25 protein-coding genes are annotated in these 24,419 nt (G+C 52.4%); 14 read left to right on the forward strand and 11 right to left on the reverse strand.

The window, feature by feature from the left end:
- Window positions 1–431 precede the first annotated feature (431 nt).
- From pspG to QWJ20_RS14050, 6 genes are all read right to left on the reverse strand, one after another.
- On the reverse strand, window positions 432–704 hold the full coding sequence (gene pspG / locus QWJ20_RS14025; protein WP_095700514.1) for an envelope stress response protein PspG: 273 nt from the start codon (window positions 702–704) through the stop codon (window positions 432–434).
- Window positions 705–869: 165 nt separating this feature from the next.
- Window positions 870–1,892: a tRNA dihydrouridine(20/20a) synthase DusA gene (dusA, locus tag QWJ20_RS14030; RefSeq protein ID WP_275244551.1), complete on the reverse strand. Its 1,023-nt coding sequence runs from the start codon at window positions 1,890–1,892 to the stop codon at window positions 870–872.
- Window positions 1,893–2,057: 165 nt separating this feature from the next.
- Window positions 2,058–2,849 carry an ATP-grasp domain-containing protein gene (locus QWJ20_RS14035; protein ID WP_433992778.1) on the reverse strand — a complete coding sequence of 264 codons (792 nt, stop codon included), beginning with the start codon at window positions 2,847–2,849 and terminating at the stop codon, window positions 2,058–2,060.
- Window positions 2,850–2,977: 128 nt separating this feature from the next.
- Window positions 2,978–3,682 (reverse strand): tetratricopeptide repeat protein, encoded by a 705-nt coding sequence (locus QWJ20_RS14040; RefSeq protein ID WP_174871026.1) that lies wholly within the window; start codon window positions 3,680–3,682, stop codon window positions 2,978–2,980.
- Window positions 3,683–3,939: 257 nt separating this feature from the next.
- Complete coding sequence (locus tag QWJ20_RS14045) at window positions 3,940–4,596, reverse strand: DsbA family protein (protein ID WP_433992779.1); 657 nt, start codon at window positions 4,594–4,596, stop codon at window positions 3,940–3,942.
- Window positions 4,584–5,465 (reverse strand): MBL fold metallo-hydrolase, encoded by an 882-nt coding sequence (locus tag QWJ20_RS14050; protein WP_433992780.1) that lies wholly within the window; start codon window positions 5,463–5,465, stop codon window positions 4,584–4,586. The genes QWJ20_RS14045 and QWJ20_RS14050 overlap by 13 nt, the downstream gene beginning before the upstream one ends.
- A 107-nt stretch (window positions 5,466–5,572) precedes the next feature.
- Between QWJ20_RS14050 and QWJ20_RS14055 the strand changes: the two genes are divergently transcribed.
- Entirely contained in the window at window positions 5,573–6,490 is a 918-nt protein-coding gene (locus QWJ20_RS14055) for a LysR family transcriptional regulator (RefSeq protein ID WP_433992781.1), read from the forward strand.
- 31 nt (window positions 6,491–6,521) lie between these two features.
- Here QWJ20_RS14055 and QWJ20_RS14060 read toward each other — a convergent pair whose 3' ends face one another.
- Window positions 6,522–7,445, reverse strand: coding sequence for a LysR family transcriptional regulator (locus QWJ20_RS14060; protein WP_433992782.1), 924 nt, complete (start codon window positions 7,443–7,445; stop codon window positions 6,522–6,524).
- A 134-nt stretch (window positions 7,446–7,579) separates the two neighbouring features.
- Here QWJ20_RS14060 and lysA point away from each other — a divergent pair, with 134 nt between their 5' ends.
- Window positions 7,580–8,842 (forward strand): diaminopimelate decarboxylase, encoded by a 1,263-nt coding sequence (lysA, locus tag QWJ20_RS14065; RefSeq protein ID WP_010279173.1) that lies wholly within the window; start codon window positions 7,580–7,582, stop codon window positions 8,840–8,842.
- On the opposite strand, the gene QWJ20_RS14070 is transcribed toward lysA, so the two are convergent.
- Window positions 8,839–9,795, reverse strand: coding sequence for a DMT family transporter (locus QWJ20_RS14070; RefSeq protein WP_433992783.1), 957 nt, complete (start codon window positions 9,793–9,795; stop codon window positions 8,839–8,841). The genes lysA and QWJ20_RS14070 overlap by 4 nt on opposite strands.
- A gap of 122 nt (window positions 9,796–9,917) precedes the next feature.
- On the opposite strand from QWJ20_RS14070, the gene QWJ20_RS14075 reads away from it, so the two are divergent.
- On the forward strand, window positions 9,918–10,511 hold the full coding sequence (locus QWJ20_RS14075; protein ID WP_433992784.1) for a helix-turn-helix domain-containing protein: 594 nt from the start codon (window positions 9,918–9,920) through the stop codon (window positions 10,509–10,511).
- Between the two features lie 53 nt (window positions 10,512–10,564).
- Here the strand turns inward: QWJ20_RS14075 and QWJ20_RS14080 are convergent, their stop codons facing one another.
- Together QWJ20_RS14080 and QWJ20_RS14085 are read right to left on the reverse strand one after the other, a co-directional pair.
- On the reverse strand, window positions 10,565–11,578 hold the full coding sequence (locus tag QWJ20_RS14080) for a LacI family DNA-binding transcriptional regulator (RefSeq protein ID WP_433992785.1): 1,014 nt from the start codon (window positions 11,576–11,578) through the stop codon (window positions 10,565–10,567).
- A 133-nt stretch (window positions 11,579–11,711) separates the two neighbouring features.
- Entirely contained in the window at window positions 11,712–12,056 is a 345-nt protein-coding gene (locus tag QWJ20_RS14085; RefSeq protein ID WP_010279161.1) for a PTS lactose/cellobiose transporter subunit IIA, read from the reverse strand.
- Window positions 12,057–12,342: 286 nt separating this feature from the next.
- On the opposite strand from QWJ20_RS14085, the gene QWJ20_RS14090 reads away from it, so the two are divergent.
- The 8 genes from QWJ20_RS14090 (at window position 12,343) to QWJ20_RS14125 (ending at window position 21,165) form a co-directional block, all read left to right on the forward strand.
- Window positions 12,343–13,680: a PTS sugar transporter subunit IIC gene (locus QWJ20_RS14090; RefSeq protein ID WP_010279159.1), complete on the forward strand. Its 1,338-nt coding sequence runs from the start codon at window positions 12,343–12,345 to the stop codon at window positions 13,678–13,680.
- 24 nt (window positions 13,681–13,704) lie between these two features.
- On the forward strand, window positions 13,705–15,141 hold the full coding sequence (locus QWJ20_RS14095) for a glycoside hydrolase family 1 protein (protein ID WP_433992786.1): 1,437 nt from the start codon (window positions 13,705–13,707) through the stop codon (window positions 15,139–15,141).
- A 29-nt stretch (window positions 15,142–15,170) separates the two neighbouring features.
- Complete coding sequence (locus QWJ20_RS14100) at window positions 15,171–15,488, forward strand: PTS sugar transporter subunit IIB (protein WP_010279152.1); 318 nt, start codon at window positions 15,171–15,173, stop codon at window positions 15,486–15,488.
- Between the two features lie 134 nt (window positions 15,489–15,622).
- Window positions 15,623–16,390, forward strand: a complete 768-nt coding sequence (locus tag QWJ20_RS14105) for an FCD domain-containing protein (RefSeq protein WP_095700503.1) — start codon at window positions 15,623–15,625, stop codon at window positions 16,388–16,390.
- 2 nt (window positions 16,391–16,392) lie between these two features.
- On the forward strand, window positions 16,393–16,878 hold the full coding sequence (locus QWJ20_RS14110) for a GNAT family N-acetyltransferase (RefSeq protein WP_233967893.1): 486 nt from the start codon (window positions 16,393–16,395) through the stop codon (window positions 16,876–16,878).
- A 393-nt stretch (window positions 16,879–17,271) separates the two neighbouring features.
- Complete coding sequence (aas, locus tag QWJ20_RS14115) at window positions 17,272–19,443, forward strand: bifunctional acyl-ACP--phospholipid O-acyltransferase/long-chain-fatty-acid--ACP ligase (RefSeq protein WP_433992787.1); 2,172 nt, start codon at window positions 17,272–17,274, stop codon at window positions 19,441–19,443.
- Window positions 19,440–20,669: a lysophospholipid transporter LplT gene (lplT, locus tag QWJ20_RS14120; RefSeq protein ID WP_433992788.1), complete on the forward strand. Its 1,230-nt coding sequence runs from the start codon at window positions 19,440–19,442 to the stop codon at window positions 20,667–20,669. The genes aas and lplT overlap by 4 nt, the downstream gene beginning before the upstream one ends.
- Window positions 20,670–20,709: 40 nt before the next feature.
- Complete coding sequence (locus QWJ20_RS14125; protein ID WP_275209908.1) at window positions 20,710–21,165, forward strand: GNAT family N-acetyltransferase; 456 nt, start codon at window positions 20,710–20,712, stop codon at window positions 21,163–21,165.
- 457 nt (window positions 21,166–21,622) lie between these two features.
- Here QWJ20_RS14125 and QWJ20_RS14130 read toward each other — a convergent pair whose 3' ends face one another.
- On the reverse strand, window positions 21,623–21,751 hold the full coding sequence (locus tag QWJ20_RS14130) for an entericidin A/B family lipoprotein (RefSeq protein ID WP_275209907.1): 129 nt from the start codon (window positions 21,749–21,751) through the stop codon (window positions 21,623–21,625).
- A 411-nt stretch (window positions 21,752–22,162) separates the two neighbouring features.
- Here QWJ20_RS14130 and QWJ20_RS14135 point away from each other — a divergent pair, with 411 nt between their 5' ends.
- The 3 genes from QWJ20_RS14135 to QWJ20_RS14145 are packed head-to-tail and all read left to right on the forward strand — an operon-like array spanning window position 22,163 to window position 24,179.
- Complete coding sequence (locus QWJ20_RS14135; RefSeq protein ID WP_226308318.1) at window positions 22,163–22,816, forward strand: hypothetical protein; 654 nt, start codon at window positions 22,163–22,165, stop codon at window positions 22,814–22,816.
- Window positions 22,817–22,818: 2 nt separating this feature from the next.
- The gene (locus QWJ20_RS14140; protein ID WP_226308319.1) at window positions 22,819–23,529 is read left to right on the forward strand and encodes a hypothetical protein; all 711 of its coding nucleotides are present in this window, start codon (window positions 22,819–22,821) and stop codon (window positions 23,527–23,529) included.
- On the forward strand, window positions 23,529–24,179 hold the full coding sequence (locus tag QWJ20_RS14145) for a hypothetical protein (protein WP_433992789.1): 651 nt from the start codon (window positions 23,529–23,531) through the stop codon (window positions 24,177–24,179). The genes QWJ20_RS14140 and QWJ20_RS14145 overlap by 1 nt, the downstream gene beginning before the upstream one ends.
- The last annotated feature ends 240 nt before the right edge of the window (window positions 24,180–24,419 follow it).

Consider the following 24,419-nt stretch of genomic DNA (forward strand, 5'->3'; position numbering starts at 1 on the left):
GGCGGTTGCTGAGTGACAAAGCCTGACAATAATACCGACTCGTTAAGAGTCGGTATTATTGCCTGAAAGGCCTTGGCCGTTACGCTAATTTCATCAGACTGTATGTAGGGTACAGCGTGGTGATCGTCACGAAAGTGCCGCTATGCGGCTATTATTTCCCTGACGATGATGAAATCGTGTGGCTTTTTGCCACCATGGTTTATTTACCATGTTTAGTTTGCTCACCCTTTAAACCACAATCGGGTGTCAAACTGTGGCGTCATCCTAGCAGCCACATCAGGGAAAAAATATCTGCTGGCGCACACTTTTGTACTAAAACAGGCCGTACTAAAACAAGCCGTACTAAAAAAAGGTGGTGTTAAACACGGCCTTGCCCGTCATTTTCGTGCGCAACTCATTTTCGTGTAACCCAGATTTTTCCCTTTCTGGCATTACCACTCATTTCCGTTGCGCTGGCGATAAGTGTATTTTCGATAGGTATAGCGGTGCGAGTTGTAGACAGGTCGCCCGCTAAATTTGCGCCACAGCCACACCGCCGCGACGGCTACAATCAGCCACGGCAGCACCTTTATCGCGATGCTAAACAGCCCACCAATCAACATAAAAAGGGACGCCACAAACAGTGCTGCAATCACGCCCAGCAGTGACACGCCCGTCAACATCAGCATGATAAAAAAGCCAATAACGAAGAAAATTTCCAACATGGTGTGCTCCTGTAGCGGTTAAACCGCAGAGAAAAGTTCTGCGTGCTACATAAGCTATAACAAGAATCGTGCCAAGATGCGCCGCTGGTAAGTGATTGATTTACCAGCGGCGTTAGGAAGAGAAATGAAAGAGTGTTGATGAAAAACACTAACTATTAGTGTTTTTTAAACCAGATTAACTAGCGTCAGCGCACGCTCTACCACCGCAGCGTCAGCACCGGGTTTGTGGGCGTTTTCGCTCAGATAGCGTCGCCACTGACGCGCGCCGGGGATGCCCTGAAACATGCCGAGCATGTGGCGCGTGATGTGGCCTAATGACGCGCCGCCAGAGAGTTCGCGTTCGATATAGGGATACATGGCTCGCACCACGCCAGCCAGATCCGGCATGGCGGTGTCGATGCCAAATAGCTCACGGTCGACCTGCGCCAGAATCCCTGGATTCTGGTAAGCCTCACGGCCCATCATCACGCCGTCCAGATGCTGTAAATGCGTTTTGGCTTCTTCCAGCGTTTTGACGCCGCCGTTGATGGCGAGGGTGAGCGCTGGAAAATCGCGCTTGAGCTGGTAAACGCGCGGATAATCCAGCGGCGGAATCTCCCGATTCTCTTTTGGGCTCAGGCCCGATAGCCAGGCTTTGCGCGCGTGGACGATAAAGGTATCGCATTCGCCGCGTTCGGCGACGGTTTGAATAAAGTCGCACAGGAATTCATAGCTGTCTTGATCGTCAATGCCGATGCGGGTTTTCACCGTAATCGGGATTGAGGTACTGTCTTTCATCGCCTTGATACAGTCTGCCACCAGCGCCGCTTCGCCCATCAGGCATGCACCGAAACGGCCATTCTGTACACGGTCAGACGGGCAGCCGACGTTCAGGTTAACTTCATCATAGCCGCGTTGTTCTGCCAGTTTGGCACACTGTGCCAGCGCTTGCGGATCGCTACCGCCGAGCTGTAGCGCCAGCGGATGTTCTTCTTCGCTGTAGGCCAGATAGTCGCCTTTGCCGTGAAGAATCGCTCCTGTCGTCACCATTTCGGTATACAGCAGCGTCTGCTTAGTCAACTGGCGAAGAAAATAACGGCAATGGCGATCGGTCCAGTCGAGCATTGGCGCGATGGAGAAGCGGTTAAGGCGAGAAGCGCGGGAGTCGGTGGATACCGTGTTGTGTGTACCTGATTTTACGTCGGTCATGGTTTGTCAGTCATCGTTTCGTGTGTGTCTGGCGGTATTGTCTGAGGTTATCTTTGCTGGCGCTGACTATAGCACAGGGAGCGCGCCGTGACTGATAGCTATCTTACTCAGGGTTAGGGAACATGCGTCTTTAGTGCGCGACAACCTGAGACCAATAAATATGAGTCACGACGTTAGCTGAGTATTAATAAATATTTTAACAAACTTGTCGATGTCCCATTCTTTAGTATCAGAGACTTGGCCATCACCAATTTCTATCAGGCGAAGTTCACCAGCACTGTTTTCAACCATATCAATCGAGAAAAAGGGTGAACTGATATGCTGTGCTATTTCAACAACCAGATCAGGAACAATACCATCAGAGGAGTACACGTTATTTCTAAAGGAAAAATAGCGTCTTTCGCTGGTTTTTATAATATCTTCAACCTTTCTTAGACTAATTCCGCCTTCGATGTCACCACGAAATTTTTTAATAGAGGCTATTATATCTCGGATCTCTTCAGAATTTTTAGCGATAGAACCTCTGGATGTGGTTAGTGACTTAACATAGTCTTTAACGAAATAGGCGGACCATTTTAGCTGGTTAATAATCTGGTCGAAGTCATCATCTTCTTTTACGAAAACCGTGTCAGGTGTGTATTTCCCACATGATTTATACCATCCCGTAATATGATGGCTTGAAAGATAGTCTTCTAAGGAAACGAGCATGTTGCCGCCATTCTGATTTACAGCGTCGCTCAATCCTCTATATTCATCAGATTTGAGCATCCAGCCTCGCCAAATGACGGGCGTATTCGGTTCAAAGCCCTTTGAAAATTTATATTTTCCGTTTGATACATGCTGTGTTGATAATAATAGGCAGGGTAAACCACTTTCTTTCGCAGAATGATATTCCGCCTCAAAAATCTCATCTGCTTTGGAACCATCAAAGTAATCACTAGGGTAAATTATATTCATATAAATGATCTCAGCAGAAGAGTGTGTGATTGAAGTGTTAAATAACCTATCACAATTTTATCAGAAGATTATAATAAAGGTCGCCTAAGCGACCTCGTCAGCAGGCTTACGGTTAGTAATGTGGCGCGTTACTGGATGCTATGATTATGTTTGCTAATAAAATCGTCCTGTAACCGTTTGGATTCCTGAAGTTCGCTTTGCGACATACTTTTTTCCGTTTGTTGCGTTTTTTTCTCAATATTCTGAAGGGATTTTTTTATTTCTGGTATTTCAGTAAATTCCAGATCTTTTTCACCACGCTTGAATATGGAGAACCAGAAATAAGCTTGTGAGTCGTTTTTCTTAACCCCTATTCCATCGATGTACAGACCCGATAGCACAAATTGTGCCATTGGCAGATTGTTCTCCGCCGCGTCTTTTATGTATTCAAACGCAGTTTTATAGTTTGACGCTGTGCCAAATCCATTGATATACATGATACCGAGTTGGAATTGTGCGTCAGCATTGCCTTGAGCAGCGGCTTTTTTAAACCACGGAATTGCTTTGGCTGACTCTTGTTCGTTAAAATACATAGCACCAAGTTCATATTGCGCATAAGCATTGTCTTGCTCTGCTGCTTTCATGTACCAGATTTTTGCCTGCTCGTCGTTTTCTTCTACCCCATTCCCCTCATAGTATCTATCGGCCAGTTCCAATTGGGCATCTGCATTCCCCTCATTCGCAAGCTGCTGTATTTCTGCGAGGGGCTTGTTCTCAATGTCGTCGGCTGTGGCGTATGCCGTGGACAGCGAAAGTGAGAGTACGGTGGCAAAAAATAAAGAGATAAATTTCATGTGTAATCCTTCACATTTTAATAAGAAAAAGCGCTTTTAATGGCGAAATAAGTAAAAATAACGCTGATATGGCTGCCGCGAGTAACCTGTTTCCATCATATTAAACGATATTGATTAATCGCGCAGTCGCGTGCCGCTTTGCTACGGGGCCATATTTTAACGGGATAACAGGCTAATTTAAAATAATACAGACGACATTCAGAAAGAAAAGGGAGCTGGCCGTTGGCGTGCTCCCTTATGAAGGTTGATGTGGATGCTTATGTGGTCGCGTGGTTGACCATCTGTGTCAGCACCTTGCGCCATGCGTCTACCTGACCCAGATAGTTTGAGGCTGGGATTTGCTGGAAATTCCCGTTGGCGTCTTCCAGCGCAAAAGTAGGGAAGCCCTGTCCACGTACTTTCGCCAGTAATTCCCGGCTAGCGTTGATGTGTTTTGACAGCGTTTCTGCCTGAATAAAAGCGAACTCGGCGCTGAAAGCCTTGCCATCCAGACCGATTGCTTCCGCACACTGACGCAGCACGGCGGCGTCGACGATTTTTAGCCCGGAAACGTAGTGCGCACGCTCGATCTCGTGCAGCATCACCATGCCTTTATCATCCATCGCTTCCGCAGCGAGTACGGCAGCCGTCGGCGGCGCGGAATCCAGCACGACGCTGGTGTCGCGCAACAGCCCCTCGTAATACGCTTCCCCGAAGGTTTGCCCGGTCATTTGTGCAATGCGGCGATCGTGGGGGATCACGTAATCATGCCACTCTGGGGTGATGGTGCGGCTATTGCTGCCAGTCATCATACCGCCGCCGTGGAGGATCAGATCCAGCCCGTCAATCTCCAGCGCTGCCAGTGCGAGTGGGGCGGCACCGTAGCACCAGCCGCACAACGGATCGTAAATGTAATGCAGTCTTACTGTGGCCACTTCATTTCACCTTTCAGGACTTTGGCGCTCAGTTCAAGACCCGACTCTTCTTTCAGCGTCGGGTAGTGTTTTTTCATTGCTGCGATCAGCTCGGCAGAATCTTTGCTTTTTGCCAGCTCTTTTTCCACCGTATCCAGATATTGCAGCGTAAACGTCACGTTTTTCAAGGTGTAATCCGTTGGCGCGATAAAGTGACCCGGCACGACGGTGGTTGGCTTCAGCGCTTCAATGGATTTCAGCGTATCACGCCAGTGAACGCGAGATTCTGGCGTTTGGGTATCGGCAAGCCAGACGTGGATGTTGGCAGACACCGGAATACCGCCGACTACGGCTTTCAGCGAAGGGATCCAGACGTAAGTGCGATCCGGCGTTGGCCCTTTCAGTCCTTTCACTTCCAGTTGTTTGCCGTCAACGGTAAAGCTATCACCTTCCAGCGCTTGAGGAACTACGATCTCCTTCGGCGCGTTTTCTTTCAGTACCGGGCCCCAGTGCGCCACTTTGCCATCTTTGCTGGCGTTGATCGCATCGATGGTCGCCTGAGTCGCAATGATTTTAGCGTCCGGGAAAGCGGCTTTAATCACGTCCAGACCGAAATAGTAGTCAGGGTCAGAATGGCTGATATAGACGGTAGTCAGTTTTTTCCCGGTGGCTTTGATGCGATCAACTAGCGTTTGAGCATCGTTACGCTGGAATTGTGCATCGATCAGCGCGACTTCTTTATCACCGCTGATAATTTCAGAAGAAACCGGGAATATGCTGGCTTCACCTGGATTAAACACGTCGATTTTTAACTCGGCGGCGTTAGCCGCAGAAGCCAGACCGAGCGATGCGGCGAGTAAAGACACGGTAAAAGCGACAGATTTAGACATGGTGATACTCCACAGGTAGGACAGAAAGTGGGTTCATGTTATGTTGCATTTTTCGTACGAAAAACCGCAAAACGGGCAATTGTTTGTTGCATAAAACGGACTAATTTATGGATCGCATTACGGCTGCTGAAGTGTTTGTAACGATTATAGATCGCGGTAGCATGATTGCGGCGGCAGAGACGTTGGATATGTCTCGGGCGATGGTGACGCGCTATCTGGCGGAGATGGAAGCATGGGCAGGGGCGCGGCTATTGCACCGCACCACGCGCAAGCTGAGCCTCACGGATGCGGGTGAAAAAACGCTGGTACGCTGTCGGGAAATGCTGGCGCTGACGGCGGATATGCGCGTCGAGGCCGATACCGACGATGCTACGTTAAGCGGTTTGCTGCGCGTCAGCTGCTCGCAGTCGCTGGCGCAGGGCGCGCTCGGTATGGCGATAACGGCTTTCCTACGGCGGCATCCTCGAGTCGCTATCGATCTGCAAATGAATAACCGAACGGTGAATCTGGTCGAGGAACGTATCGATTTGGCGCTGCGCATCACCAACGAGCTGGATCCCAATCTAATTGCCCGACCGCTTTCAAGCTGTGAGTCGGTACTGTGTGCATCGCCTTCTTATCTGAATGAACATGGGATTCCGCGACAGCTGACCGATCTCTCGATTCATAACTGTCTGACCTACACCTATTTCGGCAAAAGCCTGTGGCATTTTTCCCGTGGTGATGAAAAATTTACGATTCCCGTTAGCGGTAACCTGAGCGGCAACGAGTCGCTGGTGCTGCTGGCGGGTGCGCTGGAAGGGGCCGGCATCGCGCTGCAACCGCGCTATTCTGTGGCTCCCTATCTCGCTAGCGGACAACTGGTTGCGCTGTTGCCGGAATACCGCCCGCAGGCGATGGGGATTTACGGTATTTACACCTCGCGCCGCCAGATGCCTGCTGCGCTGCGTACCCTGTTGGATTTTCTGGTGGAATGGTTTGCTCACGATCCTCGCTGGCGGGCGCTGGCACAGCCATCGGCGTAGTGACGGCGCTAATCACAAGCGAATCACGTTATTAGCGCTGCAAGACCTGCTCCAGACGTGAAGGCACATCGGCGGCATACTGCTTGAGTTGATCAATCACGGTATCGACCAGCGCCGAAGCAGGGCGATGCAGCGGACGAATCAGGCTGACCGTAAAGGGCACATCGATGCTGAAAGGCCGCACGACCACGCCGGAGGCGGCATAATCCAATGCGGTGAGCGGGTTAACGATCGACAGCCCGATGCCCGCCCGCACCATCGCACACACTGACGCCGCGCTGTGAGTTTCCAGTACCATCCGGCGCGACACGCCCTGTTCCTGAAACAGCTTGTCCAGCAGTTGGCGATAGCTGTCGGCGCTCGACAGGCTGATAAAGGGCTCATCGGCAAAATCCTGCGGCGTGAGCACCGCTTTTTGCGCCAGCGGATGCCCGGCAGGCAGCACGCACACTTCATTGAGCAACATCAGCGTTTGCCGCTTGGTACCGGCGGGCGTGAGGCTGTTTTCCGTTAAGCCCAAATCGTGGCGCTGGGCAGACAGCCACTCTTCCAGCAGCGGCGACTCTTGCGGGATGATGTGCAGATTAAGCAACGGGTAACGCGCCAGCAGCGGTTTGCAGGCGTCGGGCAGCAGCGACTGTGAGAACACAGGCAGACAGGCAATAGAAAGCTGCGCTTGCTGAAAACGGCGGATATCGCTGGCGGCGTTGATGATTCGATCCAGCCCATAATACGAGCGCTGCACTTCTTCAAACAGCTGTAGCCCCTGCGCGGTGGGGTAAAGCCTGCCCCGTAGTCGTTCGAACAGCGTCATCTGAATCAGCTTCTCGAAGCGTGCCAGCTCGCGGCTGACGGTCGGCTGAGACGTGTTCAGCAGATCCGCTGCTTCCGTCAGATTCCCGGTCGTCATGACCGCATGGAAAATTTCGATATGCCTTAAGGATACTGCTGCCATGTCGCCTCCTTCATTCATTTTTATAAACCATATCAGAAATGAATAGAGTCTGCCTAAAACGATATTTGTTTACCTGTTAGGGTATTTTTATAGTGTTTCTCAACCATGTTTAACCCTGTAAATCGGTAACTCTTATGCCACACGATCTGAATGACGTAACCCACGCCTTGAATGCGCAAAGCCTGCGTGAACTGCCTGCCCGCTTTGGTTGCCCGGTTTGGGCCTATGACGCGCAGACCATCGTTAACCGCATCGCCCAGTTGCGCCAGTTCGACACAATCCGCTTCGCGCAGAAGGCGTGTTCCAACACCCACATTTTGCGCCTGATGCGTGAGCAGGGGGTGAAAGTGGATTCGGTATCGCTGGGTGAGATCGAGCGTGCGCTGATTGCAGGATTTGTACCTGGCACCGACGCACATGAGATCGTGTTTACTGCCGATCTGCTGGATCGTCCGACGCTGCAACGCGTTTCCGAACTGAACATTCCGGTGAACGCCGGTTCAGTCGATATGCTGGAACAGCTTGGGCAGCAGTCGCCGGGGCATCCGGTGTGGCTGCGCGTGAATCCGGGCTTTGGTCATGGTCACAGCCAGAAAACCAATACCGGTGGTGAGAACAGCAAGCACGGTATCTGGTACGGTGATTTGCCGCTGGCGCTGGCGCACATTCAGCGCTATCAGCTGAAGCTGGTGGGAATCCACATGCACATTGGTTCCGGCGTTGATTACGGCCATCTGGAACAGGTGTGCGAGGCGATGGTGCAGCAGGTCGTTGAACTGGGTCAGGATATTGAGGCGATTTCAGCGGGCGGCGGGCTGTCGATTCCCTATCGCCACGGCGAAGAAGCGATTGATACCGAACACTATTACGGGCTGTGGAACGCGGCGCGTGAGAAAATTGCCGCGCATCTCGGTCATCCGGTGACGCTGGAAATCGAGCCGGGGCGTTTTCTGGTCGCGGAATCCGGTGTGCTGGTGGCGGAAGTACGGGCGATAAAATCCATGGGGAGTCGCCACTTTGTGCTGGTCGATGCCGGGTTTAACGATCTGATGCGTCCGGCGATGTACGGCAGCTATCACCACGTTTCTCTGCTGCCGGGCGATGGCCGCGATATCAGCCAGTCCACGCTGCGCGATAGCGTGATTGCCGGGCCGCTGTGTGAATCTGGCGACGTGTTTACCCAGCAGGCGGGTGGCGGCGTGGAAACGTTCGCGCTGCCGGATGCGCAGGTTGGCGACTATCTGGTCTTCCACGACACCGGCGCGTACGGCGCATCCATGTCCTCAAACTACAACAGTCGTCCGCTGCTGCCGGAAGTGCTGTTCGAAAACGGTGAACCGCGCCTGATTCGCCGTCGCCAGACGCTGGACGAGCTGCTGGCGCTGGAAGCGCTTTAATCGGGATTGTTCTGCTGTGTCGGGGGAAAGGTGTTCTGCTTTTCTCCCGAACGTGCAGCCTGATGCAGGCGATCCCTTTTCCTGTTGAGGGTGATACGCCAGCCAAACGTCATTCCGGCAGCGGACAGCAGAATGGTGACCGCCCCGGCAAGCTGCATCATGTCCAGCCGATGCCCAAAGGCTACCCAATCGACCAGTGCGGCGATAACGGGATAGATAAACGACAGTGCGCCAACCAGCGCGGTCGGGATCTTCTGGATCGCGCTGTATAACAGCGTCGACATCAGCCCAGTATGGATCACGCCAATCGCCACAAGCATTCCCCACGGTGAAGTCGTAGGAGAAGCAGGCATTGCCGCGAAGGGTACGAGAACCGCGACGCCAACGAGCAGCTGTATCAGCACCAGCAGGTGTGGCGGAATTCCTGACAACTTTTTCGTTATCGCGGCTGCCACGGCGTAGAAGAATGCCGCACCCAATGCCATCAGCACTCCGGACAGATAGCCTTTGCAATCGCTGTCGGCCCCCGTTTGGGCGCTGACGATCAGGACGATGCCGCCAAAGGCGCACAGTAACCAGCTGGTTTTGTTGAGGGTCAGCGCCTCCCTGAAAAAGATCGCGCCTAGCCCCACGAGCATAAAGGGCTGCGTGTGATAAACCACAGTGGCGACGGCGATAGACGCATGCGCATAAGCGCCAAATAGCAGCGTCCAGTTGAGCACTAGTGCCAGGCCACCGAGTACGGCAATGCCCGCCTGCTTTCTGCTAATGATGCCTCGCCGCAGCAAGCCCAATAGCCCGCAGACGATTAACATCGTCAATGCGCCTAACGCGCAGCGCCAGAAGACGGCTGTCATCGCAGGTTGCCCTGCTGTTAAAACGAACCAGCCAACCGTACCGGAAATGATCATCGCGAGAGTCATTTCTATCGTGCCGCGAGTCTGGGGTGTCATCTTTTTCCTGCCTGTCAGTGTGAAAATTGTGCTGCTATAGCGAACAAAATTTTTTATAATGAACAACAGGACAAAATAATGAACACAAACCATTTGTTCGTCAAGCCGAACAAATGGACATTATGGTGAACACTATGACGATCGATAATCAGGAAAATGGCGCACAGGAAATCACGCCCATTGCACGGCTGGCCGTTGCTATTCGGCGTGAACGTGAGCGGTTAAACCTGTCAGTCACCGAGCTGGCAAAGCGTGCAGGGCTGGCAAAATCAACGCTTTCGCAGCTGGAAACCGGGGTCGGCAATCCAAGTCTGGAAACGCTCTGGGCGCTGGCGATGGCGCTTGACGTGCAGGTCAGCCAGTTGATTGGTCAGTCTCGCCAGCACGTGCAGGTGATTCGGGCTAATGAAGGCGCAGCAACCTATTCGGAGCAGGCAAACTATGCCGCGACGCTGCTGGCCGCATGTCCGGCAGGCGCGCACCGTGATATCTATCGGCTGAAGGTGCAGCCGGGGGAAGCCAGAGTCTCCCAACCGCATAAACCGGGGACGATCGAACACGTGATTTTGAGCAGCGGTCGCGCCAGAATTGGGCCTGTCGCACAGCCCGTTGAACTGAGCGCGGGGGATTACATCAGCTACTCCGCTGATGTCCCGCATCTGTTTGACGCACTGGAAGCGGATACGAGCGCGGTGATGCTGATTGAACATGGCTAAAGAGGCAAACCCCGTGCAGGCTGTTTGCGCGGGGCGTAATTTTACGGTGAGTTTTACTTAGCGTAATACGGCCCTTTCTGTACCGACTCGCGCAGCTTAAGTTCGCCGGTGAAGGGTTGCAGCGGTTCGACGTCTTTGCCTGCGATCAGATCCAGTACTTGCGTAATCGCGGTGGCGGCCATCTCTTCAATCGGCATGTAGACGGTGGAAAGAGAAGGGTGCAGATAGGTCGCGCAGGGTTCGTCGTCAAAGCCGAAGACGGAGACATCCTGCGGCAATTTTTTCCCCGCCTCGTACAGCGCTTTCATTGCGCCAATCGCCATGTGATCGTTGCTGACAAACAGCGCGCTAAAGCTGACGCCGCTGTCTAGCAGCTGGCGTGCGGCCTGATAGCCGCTGGCGACCATGCTGGTTCCGTGCGCCACCCGACGCGGATCAATCTCGATCTGATGAGCGGTTAATGCCTGCTGATAGCCCGCGAGCCGTGCTTGCGCCGTCGGCGTTTTCATCGGTGCGGTGATAAAAGCGATCTCACGGTGGCCCTGTTCGATCAGGTAATTGACCACGTCAAACGCGGCCTGCTGCTGACGGAAGAAAATACAGCGTTCGCGCGCCTGCGGCAGATCGCGATTCATCACGATCATCGGAATGGTCAGCGTGTCGAGCAGCGTCATGAGATCCGATTCGGACATATAGCGGGTATAGAGGATAATGGCGTCGCATTGTCTATCAGACAGAAGCTGCACCGCTCGATGCTCATCTTCCGGCGTATCGTGCCCGTCGGTAACGATGAGGTGTTTACCGTTACTTTCCGCGATATCCGCTGCACGGCGTAGCAGGCGGCCAAAGTAGGGGCCGTCAAAATTGGAAATAACGAGACCAATGCTGTTTGAAGTACGACGAGCCAGCGAACGCGCCAGAAAGTTAGGACGGTAGCCTAACTCCTCCATTGCCTGATATACGGCATCGCGTGTTGCCTGTTTGACCTGACCTGTGCCGTTGAGCACTCTGGAGACGGTCGCTTTAGACACTCCTGCACGTCTTGCCACCTCAAGCATGGTTTTCATCGCTGCACCTTAATTGAGTATGATGACGGGCTAAAAACGCCTATTCATCCCTGTTACGAACATCATGCGCCATGTTACCACAGGCATATTGTTGGATTTAACGCCTGATGTTCGTTTCTCAACCTGATTTTTGTCAATTTTGTGATGCAGCCATTTCACGGCGTAACAAGACAATCTCTTCTGCCAAATCCCGGCATAGCATGGCGGTCATCAGATGATCCTGCGCATGCACCATGATCAGGTTGACGGGCACCTTGCCTTCCCCTTCGTCCAGACCGATCAGCCGTGTTTGAACGCGGTGAGCCGCACGAGCCGCTTCTTGTGACGCCGCGAGCAGATCGTCAGCCTGTTGCCACTCCCGTTGGCGCGCCGCCTGAATGGCCATCATGGCGTTTGAGCGCGCTTCGCCTGCATTAATCAGCAGTTCCATCACGGTTTGTTCCATATCGAATGCAGGAACGTTTTCTGTGTCTTTCATCGTAGGTTTCCTTATCGCAGTCAGGAAAGCAGCCCAAGTTGGTTGAGAACTTATGTGGCTGACAATCTATGTAGCTGAGAAATTATGGTATGCCAAAAATCACATTTTCATCATATTGGAATTCCAATATCGTCTTGTGAGAATCATGTCACAGAAAAATAATTCATTATGGTTGATTTTTGGTATGCCAAACGCGAAAGCGCGGTACCTGCATTTACCCTGCGCGTAACGGCCATCCCGCGTGTCACACGCGATATAACAATATGATGATGAAAGAGGTGGTGTTATGTCATTTAAGGACCAACTGATTGATTCATTGGGCTCCTTTGCCAATAAATTTAACAGTCTGCGTTACATTATGGCGATTAAGGCATCCTTTATTACGCTGATGCCTGTCATTATCGTCGGGGCGTTCTCCGTTCTGATTTCCAACATGGTGATGGATCCGAAAAATGGTCTGGCCAGTTTTTCTATGTTTTCGTTTCTGGCGGAACTGAAACCGATTATGAGCGGGATTAACTACGCCACGCTCAGCTTTCTGACTATCGGTGCCGTCTTCCTGATTGGTATTGAGCTTGGGAAGATTAACGGTTCACGCGGGCTGTTTCCCGGTCTGCTGGCGGTGATCTGCTTTATTGCCGTCACGCCAACCACGATCGAAATGGCCGTCAACGGGCAGATGATGGTGGTGAAAGATGTGCTGGCGAAACAGTTCTCCGATACCAAAAGCCTGTTTCTGGGGATGTTCATCGCCATCCTGTCTGTCGAGATGTATACCAAGCTGCAAAATGTCGATCGGCTACAGATTAAAATGCCGGACAGCGTGCCGCCCAACGTCGCGGCCTCTTTTTCGGCGCTGTTTCCCTCCATTATCACGGTGGTTGCTATCGCCACCTTTGGGTTTGTGTTTCACCGCGTGACGGGCATGTATCTGTATGACGCTGTTTATAAAGTCGTACAGCAGCCGCTGGAATCCGTGGTGCAAAGCCTGCCTGGTTTACTGGTGCTGATGTTTGTCGCTCAGCTGTTCTGGGTGATCGGGATTCACGGTAACCAGATGATTAAACCGATTCGTGAACCGCTGCTGCTGGGGGCGATTGCCGTCAACATGACCGCGTTTGAGCAGGGACATGAGATACCGAACATTATCACCATGCCGTTCTGGGATGTGTACATGAGTATCGGCGGTTCCGGCCTGACCATTGGCCTGCTGCTGGCGGTGATGATTGCTTCCAAGCGCAAAGAGATGAAAGAGATCGCCAAAATTTCTTTCGGCCCCAGCGTGTTCAATATTAATGAGCCGGTGATTTTTGGTATGCCGATTATGCTCAACCCAATTCTGGCTATTCCCTTCATTATCACACCGTTAGTGACGGGCACGATTGGCTATTTCGCCACCAGCATGGGGTTTGCGGGCAAAGCCGTGGTGATGGTGCCGTGGACGACACCGCCAATCATTAACGCCTGGCTGTCGACGGCGGGATCGATGGGGGCCGTCGCGACACAGATCGTATGCATCATCGTCGCGATGCTGATCTATCTGCCGTTTGTCAAAGTGGCGTCCCGTCGTGCCGAGCTGGCGCAGTTGGAAGCAGAAAAGCAGGCCGCAGCGGAAAAAGCCTGAAACGGACGAGAAGAGAGGTAATGCATGAGTAAGGTTGCACTGACTATTCCACCGGATTTTATTCTGGGCACGGCGGCATCGGCATGGCAAACGGAAGGATGGAGCGGTAAGAAAGCCGGGCAGGATTCCTATCTGGATCTCTGGTACAAGCAGGATCGTCAGGTCTGGCACAACGGCTACGGTCCGGCGAAAGCGACGGACTTCTTTAATCGCTATCGGGAAGATGTGGCGCTGATGAAGCTGGCAGGGCTGACGCACTATCGTACGTCGATCAACTGGTCACGCTTTATGCTGGACTATGAGAAAGGCATCGTCGATGAAGAGTACGCGGCCTATATCGATAACCTGCTGGATGAAATGCACCGGCAGGGGATCGAACCGATGATCTGCCTTGAACATTACGAGCTGCCTGCTTGCCTGCTGGAGAAGTATCAGGGCTGGTCATCCAAGCAGGTGGTGGAGTGGTTTGTGCTGTACGCCGACGCGGTTTTTGCCCGCTATGCCGGGAAAGTGAAGCGCTGGTTTACCTTCAATGAGCCGATTGTGGTGCAGACGCGCGTTTATCTGGATGCGCTACGCTACCCTTATGAGCAGAACACGCACACGTGGATGCAGTGGAATCATCATAAGAATCTGGCGACGGCAAAAGTGGTGCAGCGGTTTCGTCAGCAGGGCTATCACCGAGATGGCGGCTCGATCGGCGTGATCCTCAATCCCGAAGTCACGTATCCGCGATCCCGTGCGGCGCACGATGTGAAAGCGGCGCACCTTTACGATCTGTTCTATAACCGGGTTTTCCTCGATCCGGCGTTAAAAGGCGAATATCCGGCGGAGCTGGTGGCGCTGCTGGCGCAGCATCAGGTGAAGTGGGATTACACGGAAGAAGAGCTGGCGATCATTCGGGAGAATACGGTCGATGAGGTGGGGATCAACCTGTATTACCCACATCGGGTCAAAGCGCCTAGCCGTGAGTGGAACAAAGAGACACCGTTCCATCCGGCCTATTACTACGAGCATTTTGAGCTGCCGGGGCGTCGCATGAACACCTCGCGCGGCTGGGAGATCAATCCCAAAATCATTTACGACATGGCGAAACGCATAGAGCGCGACTACGGCAATGCGCCGTGGTTTGTGGCGGAAAACGGCATCGGTATCGAGAATGAGGCGCGCTTTAAAGACGACGCGGGCGTGATTCAGGACGATTACCGCATCGCGTTTATCGCCGAGCACCTTTACTGGACGCTGAAGGCGAAGGAAGAGGGCGCAAACTGCCGTGGCTACATGCTGTGGGCCTTTACCGACAACGTTTCGCCGATGAACGCGTTTAAAAACCGCTACGGATTGATCGAAATCGATCTGGAACAGGATCGGCAACGGCGGCCGAAAAAATCCGCCGCTTGGTTTCGTCAGCTACACGACACGCGTCGGCTTGAATTGACGCTGGATGATGAAGAGAAATAGGTGCAGATAACCAAAATGAGGAACGGAATATGAAAAGAATCGTACTGGCCTGCTCAGCAGGAATGTCGACCTCACTGGTGGTCACCAAGATGGAGAAGGAAGCGGAAACGCGGGGAATGGAACTGAAGATCTACGCGATCCCAGAGCAAAACTTGCGTGATGAGTTGCAGGAGTTCGGCGGCGACATTATTGCGGTTCTGCTGGGGCCGCAGGTGCGCTTCAAGCTTAACGAAAATAAAAAGCTGACGGACAGCTACCAGATTCCTATCGCGGTGATCGACCCGGTCGCCTACGGCACATTAAATGGCGCAAAAGTACTGGATCAGGCGCTGAGTTTGGTAAACTAATGCCCCACCGCCACGTCAGTACGTGGCTGGAGACGTGCCCGTCATCATTCAAGTTGCAGCTTGAAGTATGACGGGCAAAATCAGAGCGGGCCTGACGCCCGCACTCAGGGCGAAAGTGCATGTAGGGTGAAAGCGTGGCGAAGGATGTGGTTCTGCAAGAGAAGAAGCAATATCAGGAAATCGGCTGTGATTTACGCCAGAAGATTCAGTCAGGGGATTACCCCGTCGGATCGCGCCTTCCTCCTGAACGAAATATTGCGGAAACCTATGGCGTTAGCCGGACGATAGTGCGCGAAGCGCTACTGATGCTTGAATTGGAAGGCACAGTCGATATTCGTCAGGGCTCCGGGGTTTATGTCTTGCGTATTCCTGATGAAGACGACGCGGCAGACGGTGGCAAGAATCATATCGGCGCGTTTGAAATGCTACAGGCTCGCCAGCTGCTGGAAAGCAATATTGCGGCGTTTGCGGCACGTATGGCAACGCGTGCGGATATCGAAAATCTGCGTAAGACGCTGGAACAAGAGCAGGCCGCGATTGCCGTAAAAGATTACCGTGGCGATTTCGATCGCCTGTTCCATCTACAAATTGCTGGAGCGACGCAAAACCAGATGCTGCTGGAAACGGTCAGCAATATCTGGGCATGCCGTGACGATAACGCGCTCTGGCAGCAGCTTTATACGCACGTCGGGACGCAGGGCTATCGTCTGAAATGGCTGGCGGATCATCAGGCTATTCTGGCGGCGCTGCGGCGTCGCGATGTGTCTGGTTCTTATCAGGCAATGTGGCAGCACCTCGAAAACGTCAAAAATACGCTGATGGAAATCTCTGACGCCGATGCGCCGGAATTTGACGGCTATTTGTTTGAGTCTGTGCCGATCTTCCAGGGGAAATTGGTGTAATCATGGCGGATATTTCTAGCGTGAAGATTGTTTATCTGGCGGATCATCCCCAGCATCAGGAACAGGTGATCGACTGGATATGGCAGGCGTTCGGCAGCCAGAACAGCCGTGAATTCTTTGCCAGCGTGGTGCGCAATAGCCTGAACCCAGAGGCGCTGCCGCTGACGTTTATCGCGCTGGAGGGTGAGCGTTTAGTCGGGACGGTGGGATTATGGCGCTGCGATTTAATCAGCCGACAGGATCTGACGCCCTGGCTGGCATCGTTGTACGTGGAAGAAAGCCAGCGTGACAAAGGGCTGGGCATCGCGCTGCAACAGCACGTACTGGATTTCTGCCGCCGTCAGGGTTTTGACGATCTCTATTTGTTCGCCACGTTTAGTGGCTATTACGAAAAACACGGCTGGCGTTACATCGGCGACGGGCTGGACTACCCGGACAAAGCCGTGCGCCTGTATCACCAGTCACTATCAAGCGAGAAAACGCGCTAAAAGACGGCTGCCTTACATGATTCACCAGAATCTTACAGTTGGTTGCACTTATAGAATAACTCTTTCGATTCATCGCTGGTGATGAGAGGTGACGATCTTTAGAGTTACAAGTCCCAGAGGTATTGATTGGTGATATGCCGATGTACTCTGTACATTGGAATCATTTGATTACACCAACCTACGCGGATGCGTAGGTTTTTTTTTGCCTGAATTTCCCGCTTTCGTTATTTCCAGTCATTTTAAGGCGATGTGAATGCTGTGCCGTCGGCAATCTTCGTGTTCAGCCGCGTACCCGTCGCTTGAAGTATGGTGCATATGTAGTATTTTGACGTATCGCTTGGTGGTTTTTGCGCTTCAGCAAGCTGCCCGTTTATCTGTCTATTGGGAGAAGGCATGATTCATACCCTGTTACGTTGGGTGTTCCAGCGTCTGTACCGCATCCGGATCGAGGGCGACAGCAGCCAGTTTCAGCAATCCAAATTGCTCATTACCCCTAATCACGTCTCGTTCCTTGATGGCGTTTTGCTGGCGTTATTCTTACCGATAAAGCCCGTCTTTGCCGTGTACTCCTCCATTTCCGATCGCTGGTTTATGCGCTGGCTGAAGCCGTATATCGATTTCGTGCCGTTAGATCCCGCCAAGCCTCTGGCGATCAAAGGGCTGATCAAGGTGATCGAACGCGGCCAGCCCGTCGTGGTTTTCCCGGAAGGGCGGATCAGCGTAACCGGATCGCTGATGAAGATTTACAGCGGTGCGGCGTTTGTCGCGGCGAAATCCGGGGCGACGATCATTCCCGTGCGCATTGATGGCGCAGAATTGACGCTGTTTGGTCGGCTGGCGGGCGTCTTTAAACGCCGCTGCCTCCCGCAGATTACGATCACGTATTTGCCCCCCACCACGTTGCCGATGCCGGCAGCCAGCAGTGCCAGAGAACGCCGCGCGCTGGCCGGTGAGCATTTGCACCAGATTATGATGACGGCGCGGATGGATACGCGTCCGCAGCACACGCTGTATCAGGCTTTTCTGGCCGCGAGAACCCGTTACGGGCGCTCCTCCCCCAGCATTGCGGATATCTCATTCAATGAAGACAGCTATCAGGGCTTACTGAAAAAATCGCTGGGCGTGTCGCGCATTTTGCAGCGCTTCACCCGCGCCGATGAACATGTCGGCATGCTGTTGCCCAACGCGACCATTACCGCAGCATCCATCCTGGGTGCATCGCTGCGTAACCGTATTCCTGCCATGCTGAACTACACCGCTGGCGCGAAAGGGCTACAAAGTGCAATGAAAGCGGCGGGGATCAAAACCATCGTCACGTCTCGCCAGTTTCTTGAAAAGGGCAAGCTGACAGATCTGCCGAAGCAGGTTAGCGAGGCCAACTGGGTCTATCTGGAAGATTTGAAAGACACGGTGACGCTGACGGATAAGCTGTGGATCCTGTTTCATCTGCTGTTTCCTGCCCGCGCGATGCTGCCGCAGAAGCCTGACGATGCGGCTATCGTGCTGTTTACCTCCGGTTCTGAGGGGAATCCGAAAGGCGTCGTGCATTCCCATGACAGCCTGCTGGCGAACGTTGAGCAGATTCGTACGGTGGCGGATTTCACGCCGCGCGACCGCTTTATGTCCGCGCTGCCGCTGTTCCATGCGTTTGGTCTGACGGTGGGGCTGTTAACGCCGCTGATGACGGGCGCTCGCGTGTTCCTTTATCCCAGCCCGCTGCACTATCGCATCGTGCCGGAGTTGGTTTATGACCAGAACTGCACCGTGCTGTTCGGGACGTCAACGTTCTTAGGCAACTATGCGCGCTTTGCCCATCCGTATGATTTTGCTCGTCTGCGCTATGTGGTTGCCGGGGCAGAAAAGCTGTCTGAAAGCACGCGTCAGGTCTGGCAGGATAAATTTGGTATCCGCATTCTGGAAGGCTACGGCGTGACTGAGTGCGCGCCAGTGGTGGCGATCAACGTGCCGATGGCGACGAAAATTCATTCCGTCGGCAAGCTGTTGCCGGAAATCGAATCGCGTTTGATTACGGTCCCGGGCATCACGCGCGGTGGCCGTCTACAGCTGCGCGGGCCGAATATCATGAAGGGCTATCTGCGGGTGGAAAACCCCGGCGTGCTCGAAGCGCCTGCGGCAGAAAATGCTCAAGGCGAGTTGCAACAGGGCTGGTATGACACCGGCGATATCGTCGAGCTGGATGAAAGAGGCTTCTGCACCATCATTGGCCGCGTGAAGCGCTTTGCCAAGCTGGCGGGGGAGATGGTCTCGCTCGAAAGCGTAGAACAGCTGGCGGTGAAGATATCGCCGGAAGCGCAGCATGCGGCCAGTGCGAAAAGTGACAGCAGCAAAGGCGAGGCGCTGGTGCTGTTTACGACGGACAACCAGATAACCCGTGACGCATTGCTTGCGCAGGCGCGCAGCAGCGGCGTACCGGAACTGGCGGTGCCGCGCGATATTCGCTATGTGAAAGCTTTACCACTACTCGGCAGCGGCAAGCCTGACTTTGTCACGCTGCGCCAGATGGCCGAAGAACCAGCAACTAATGCGTCGGAGCCGAATGCATGAGTCAACAGACTGAACCCGCGACGCCTTTGCTGTCGCGCAGTATGAGCGCGGTGATTATCGCGCAGTTCTTCTCCGCGTTTGGCGATAACGCGCTGCTGTTTGCCACGTTAGCGCTGATCAAACAGCTGGTGTATCCCGACTGGAGCCAGCCGTTTTTGCAGATGGGGTTTGTCGCCGCGTACATCATTCTGGCACCGTTTGTCGGGCAAATTGCGGACAGCTTCTCCAAAGGGCAGGTGATGATGTTCGCCAATACCCTGAAGCTGGCGGGCGCGCTGCTGATTTGCGTGGGCGGGAATCCGTTTCTGGGGTACACGCTGGTGGGGATTGGTGCAGCCGCGTATTCCCCAGCGAAATACGGCATTTTGGGTGAGATCACGCGTGGCGGCCAGTTGGTCAAAGCGAATGGTCTGATGGAAGCCTCGACGATTGCGGCGATCCTGACCGGTTCAGTCGCAGGCGGCGTGCTGGCAGACTGGAACATTTACGGGGCGCTGTCGGTTTGTGCGGTGGCTTACGGCATAGCGCTGGGGGCGAATATGCTGATTCCTCGTCTCAACGCGGCGCGGCCAGGACAGCCGTGGCATCCGGTGCAGATGGCGAGCAGCTTCTTTTCTGCCTGTCGGGTGTTGTGGCGCGATGGCGATGCCCGACTCTCGCTGATCGGCACCAGTATGTTCTGGGGCGCGGGTGTGACGCTGCGCTTTCTGCTGGTGCTGTGGGTGCCGCATGCGCTCGGCATCACCGACAATGCAACGCCAACTCTGCTTAACGCGATGGTCGCCGTGGGCATCGTGGCGGGTGCGGGTGCGGCCGCGAAGCTGGTGACGCTCGATAATGTACGGCGCTGTCTGCCTGCGGGGTTCCTGATCGGTGTGGTGGTGGTGATTTTCACGCTTCAGCACAACCTCATTAGCGCCTATTCGCTGCTGATTCTGCTGGGGGCGCTCGGTGGGTTCTTTATCGTCCCGCTGAATGCGCTGTTGCAGGAACGTGGGAAGGCCAGTGTCGGGGCGGGGAATGCGATCGCCGTACAGAATTTGGGTGAGAACGGCGCTATGCTGTTAATGCTGGGGCTCTATTCTCTGGTGGTAAAATTGGGTGTGTCGGTTATCGCCATCGGGGTTGGCTTTGGCGTCTTGTTTGCGCTGTCAATTGCGCTGCTGTGGGCATGGCTGATTCTGGCTAAGCGCCGCGATCGTTCCGTCGGCGCAGGTAAAGAATAAACGTCTCGTGTAATGAACACATTGTGTAATGGGGAAAGGTATGAGTTTGATATGGCATGACTGGGATGTGGCAGACCTTAACGTGTATTCACTGCATGACATATTGGCGCTGCGCAATCAGGTATTCGTGGTCGAGCAAACCTGTCCCTATTTGGATATTGATGGCCGCGATCTGGTGGACGGCAATCGCCATATTACGGCGTACCGTGACGGCAAGCTGGCCGCCTGTGCCCGGCTGCTCGCGCCTCATCCGAACAACGATGTGGTAACGATTGGGCGCGTGATTGTCGCACCGCATGCCCGTGGGCAACACTTGGGGCATCAGTTGATGGAACACACGCTGATCGCCTGCGCACGCCACTGGCCGCAAAAGCATCTGTTCCTGTCCGCGCAGGCTCATCTGCAATCGTTCTACGGCGCGTTCGGCTTTGTGGCGACCGGTGAGGTGTACGACGAAGACGGCATTCCACATATTGATATGCTATCGGCGTTCTGAAATTAGGGATTCCTAAAAACCTAGATTTAGCATTCTGTCAGTACCATAAATGTTTCGTGCGCGTTGATTAAGGCTATCTTTGCAACCGTTGCCGTATGCGCCCGACACGGTGCAACTCAATCGCCGCTGCCCCGTGACCCCAGGCTTCTTGCGGGGAATCACGCCGCTTCGCGGTGCCTTCGACGCTCATGCCCGCTGCCCGGACCACCAGCGACGCGCTCCCGACGCGGCGCTGGCTTTCACGGCATCCATGCCGTTCATCCGGCGGTCATGTTCGTCTCTGCGTGATTCTTTACGCGCGTAACATCATAAAAATGAAAAGATTAAATCCAGAATGTTGTCGTTTGTTCTGGAAATTCATTCGTTTTAGAGGGGCATGTAGCGGAAGTTATTGGGATTGTGGCTTAAACAAAAAACCGGCTAACGTATGGCCGGTTTTTTGTTATTTGACGGTGGGTTAGCTGGCGGCGTGGGAGATTTTACTACCTAACTTCTGCACATCCTGGCCAAAGCCGCGCGTGGTGTTACAGCCGCTCAATGTTGCTGTGACCAGCACCGCTACTACGATCGTTGTTATACGTTTCATCATCGTTACCCGCAGGTTGTTGATAAACAGAGCGTGATAGGTTTCTACTGTGTCATAACCGCAGGTAAAAATTCAATCCTCGTATGGTCTGAACCGACTGATATTGTTTGAGATTATGTTGCTGCTGATGTGTGTTAGCTCGGAGCTGAGCTGGTGCTGTTACTGTACAGAGCTAAATTTAATCTCACTGGTAATTCTGTGCCTAAACGGAGGTTGAACATTACGCCGTGTTAAGATCATCTCCCATGCCTCTGCCTGCGGATGAACGAGGTCAGTAACAAACCTCGCCCCATTCTCCCTGAGATGGTTCAACCGGAAATTTCACTTGCTTTATTTCTTTAAAAGATCCAACGTTGTCCTATGTCCCGGGACGGGGGACGGGGGACGGGGGACGTAGAGTTGTGGGGTGATATGAAAGGTCAAGATATTTTGTTGTTGCTGAAGCTGGTATCGCTGCAACGTCAGGAAAAGCATCTAAACGGTGCCGAAAATTTAAGGCCACGGCCTGAATTATGGCAGGACTGGGACATCACAGAAGAAGAGGAGTTGAAGCAGAAAGGAATCATTGAATTTAGTGAAATTGAAGCTTACCGTGAGAGCCTTTATACCGTTCGTGGCCTAGAAAAAATTACGGGTATAAGTAAAACACAAATAGCAGATTCTATTCGGCGATGTACGGATATTGGTCTTGCCAAAAAAGACCGTAAATATGGTGTGCCGAGAACAAATAAGAAATCCCTGCTTGAATTTGTTATCTACGGGATAAGGTATGTCTTCCCCGTCAGGATGGGAGAATTGACTCGCGGGATAGCCACCTCTTTTTCTGCCCCTGTGTTAAATGAAAAGCTGTTCAGCTCGGGTGAGTTAATCGCGGTCTGGCCTGATGAAAGGGCAAAAAGTAAAGGATTGAAAGTGATGCCTTTATTTCATTCTGTTCCTTATGCTGTCCGGCAGGATGGTGATTTATATGCCATGCTTGCTCTCGTGGATGCTATCAGGCTCGGAAATCAGCGTGAAGCGGGTTTGGCCGCAAATATGCTGGAAAAGATGTTTACGGAGATGTGACCATGGAAGCTAAACAACAACACCGTATGCTGGTCGAGGTAGCTCTTGCTTTAGGATCTGATTTGGTGAAGCAGGTCACTTTTGTTGGAGGATGTACAACAGCACTTTTACTGACGGATGAGGTCACTGCAGAGCAAGTCCGGCATACAGATGATGTGGACTTAATTGTTCATGTAATTAGTTATACAAAATATAATGCTCTTCAGGAGGAATTAAAGAAGAAAGGATTCAAGATTGTTGCCCCAGATAAAGGTGAAGACATCCCCATTTGTGCAATGCAATTGAATGAACTGCGTGTGGATATTATGCCAGATGATGAATCTATTCTGGGTTTCAGCAACAGATGGTATAAAGAAGCCATGGAAAATTCTTTTGATTATCAACTTAATGAAGACATCACTATAAAGCTTGTTTCTCCGGACTATTTTGTTGCCACCAAACTTGAAGCCTGGCTTGGCAGAGGTAAGGGAGACGCATTAACAAGCCGCGATATTGAGGACATCATAAACTTAATCGACGGGCGTGAGGAATTAATCAGTGAACTGAGCAATTCATCAGATACAGTTAAGGCGTTTATCTCAGAGCAACTTAGCCAACTGCTGGAAGACAGTAATTTTGAGTATGCAGTGAGCAGTCAAAGTAACAACAGTCCCCAGCGTGAGCGCATTATATTTGAGCGCATTGAAGATATAGTGATCAGGACTTCATGCTAATGGATATTTCATGGAAAAGTCAAAAAGGCTTCTCACGTAAGAACAATAATGATTATGTGGCTATCAGAGCAAATAATAACCATTTTTCTGCGGTTATTGTTGATGCCTTAGATAAAGGTAAAGCACCCAGTTGCCTGGCTGAATATTGGGCAAAAACTCTTTTAAAGAGCTACATAAAGCAAGAACATGAATCAGTCGTGTCGCTTCTGAAAGACATTCACAGGACACTAATCCCTGACTATCTTACCGAGAGTGCCAGTTATACTCTGATTGACATTGACTTAAAAGATCGTAGCGGAGAGGTTATTTATGTCGGCGATTGCAGATTGGGCATCAGCAATCACTGTGACATTAACTGGGTTAATGAGCCCCATATTATTGTTAACACTTTCCCTAGGCTAGATGATAGCTACGCTAGTTTCCTCACACGAGTTCTAAAAGCCCGGCGCTTTACATTGCCAGACCAAGTAAATTTTAACTGGCAAGACGGAGAAGTGTTGCTGCTTTGTACCGATGTTTATTGGCGTCCTCATAGCGATAATCAAGGTTTAAATCATGATGATTCCAGTACACTCAAAGTCAGGCCTGACGATTCTGACTTAACTCTAACTGTCGATTCAGATTGCGACAACTTTTTCATTGTTCAATAAATGCGCATGACCAATTGAAATAGTCATCTAAGAAGTCCTATTGAACCACCTGCTGTAAAAAGCGATTTGTTGTTTTTCGCATGGGGCACTTGACTTGTTCCCCATAGTCTAACGCACTGGTACTAGAGAAACGTCTACTCCTCACTCAATGCAGCCTGTCAGATTTGATGGTGTTCTGCCCGCGAATCAAGTCTGAGCTAATGCTACTTATAGCCGCTGAAAATGGTTCATAGCTACTTA

It is taken from the genome of Pectobacterium sp. S5, from assembly GCF_051707265.1.
Taxonomy (GTDB): Bacteria; Pseudomonadota; Gammaproteobacteria; order Enterobacterales; family Enterobacteriaceae; genus Pectobacterium; species Pectobacterium polare.

Coding starts and splice junctions, on each gene's coding strand:
- pspG (WP_095700514.1), bottom strand. CDS start 704: ATGTTGGAAATTTTCTTCGTTATTGGCTTTTTTATCATGCTGATGTTG.
- dusA (WP_275244551.1), bottom strand. CDS start 1,892: ATGACCGACGTAAAATCAGGTACACACAACACGGTATCCACCGACTCC.
- QWJ20_RS14035 (WP_433992778.1), bottom strand. CDS start 2,849: ATGAATATAATTTACCCTAGTGATTACTTTGATGGTTCCAAAGCAGAT.
- QWJ20_RS14040 (WP_174871026.1), bottom strand. CDS start 3,682: ATGAAATTTATCTCTTTATTTTTTGCCACCGTACTCTCACTTTCGCTG.
- QWJ20_RS14050 (WP_433992780.1), bottom strand. CDS start 5,465: ATGTCTAAATCTGTCGCTTTTACCGTGTCTTTACTCGCCGCATCGCTC.
- QWJ20_RS14055 (WP_433992781.1), top strand. CDS start 5,573: ATGGATCGCATTACGGCTGCTGAAGTGTTTGTAACGATTATAGATCGC.
- QWJ20_RS14060 (WP_433992782.1), bottom strand. CDS start 7,445: ATGGCAGCAGTATCCTTAAGGCATATCGAAATTTTCCATGCGGTCATG.
- lysA (WP_010279173.1), top strand. CDS start 7,580: ATGCCACACGATCTGAATGACGTAACCCACGCCTTGAATGCGCAAAGC.
- QWJ20_RS14070 (WP_433992783.1), bottom strand. CDS start 9,795: ATGACACCCCAGACTCGCGGCACGATAGAAATGACTCTCGCGATGATC.
- QWJ20_RS14075 (WP_433992784.1), top strand. CDS start 9,918: ATGGTGAACACTATGACGATCGATAATCAGGAAAATGGCGCACAGGAA.
- QWJ20_RS14080 (WP_433992785.1), bottom strand. CDS start 11,578: ATGAAAACCATGCTTGAGGTGGCAAGACGTGCAGGAGTGTCTAAAGCG.
- QWJ20_RS14085 (WP_010279161.1), bottom strand. CDS start 12,056: ATGAAAGACACAGAAAACGTTCCTGCATTCGATATGGAACAAACCGTG.
- QWJ20_RS14090 (WP_010279159.1), top strand. CDS start 12,343: ATGTCATTTAAGGACCAACTGATTGATTCATTGGGCTCCTTTGCCAAT.
- QWJ20_RS14095 (WP_433992786.1), top strand. CDS start 13,705: ATGAGTAAGGTTGCACTGACTATTCCACCGGATTTTATTCTGGGCACG.
- QWJ20_RS14100 (WP_010279152.1), top strand. CDS start 15,171: ATGAAAAGAATCGTACTGGCCTGCTCAGCAGGAATGTCGACCTCACTG.
- QWJ20_RS14110 (WP_233967893.1), top strand. CDS start 16,393: ATGGCGGATATTTCTAGCGTGAAGATTGTTTATCTGGCGGATCATCCC.
- aas (WP_433992787.1), top strand. CDS start 17,272: ATGATTCATACCCTGTTACGTTGGGTGTTCCAGCGTCTGTACCGCATC.
- lplT (WP_433992788.1), top strand. CDS start 19,440: ATGAGTCAACAGACTGAACCCGCGACGCCTTTGCTGTCGCGCAGTATG.
- QWJ20_RS14125 (WP_275209908.1), top strand. CDS start 20,710: ATGAGTTTGATATGGCATGACTGGGATGTGGCAGACCTTAACGTGTAT.
- QWJ20_RS14130 (WP_275209907.1), bottom strand. CDS start 21,751: ATGAAACGTATAACAACGATCGTAGTAGCGGTGCTGGTCACAGCAACA.
- QWJ20_RS14135 (WP_226308318.1), top strand. CDS start 22,163: ATGAAAGGTCAAGATATTTTGTTGTTGCTGAAGCTGGTATCGCTGCAA.
- QWJ20_RS14140 (WP_226308319.1), top strand. CDS start 22,819: ATGGAAGCTAAACAACAACACCGTATGCTGGTCGAGGTAGCTCTTGCT.
- QWJ20_RS14145 (WP_433992789.1), top strand. CDS start 23,529: ATGGATATTTCATGGAAAAGTCAAAAAGGCTTCTCACGTAAGAACAAT.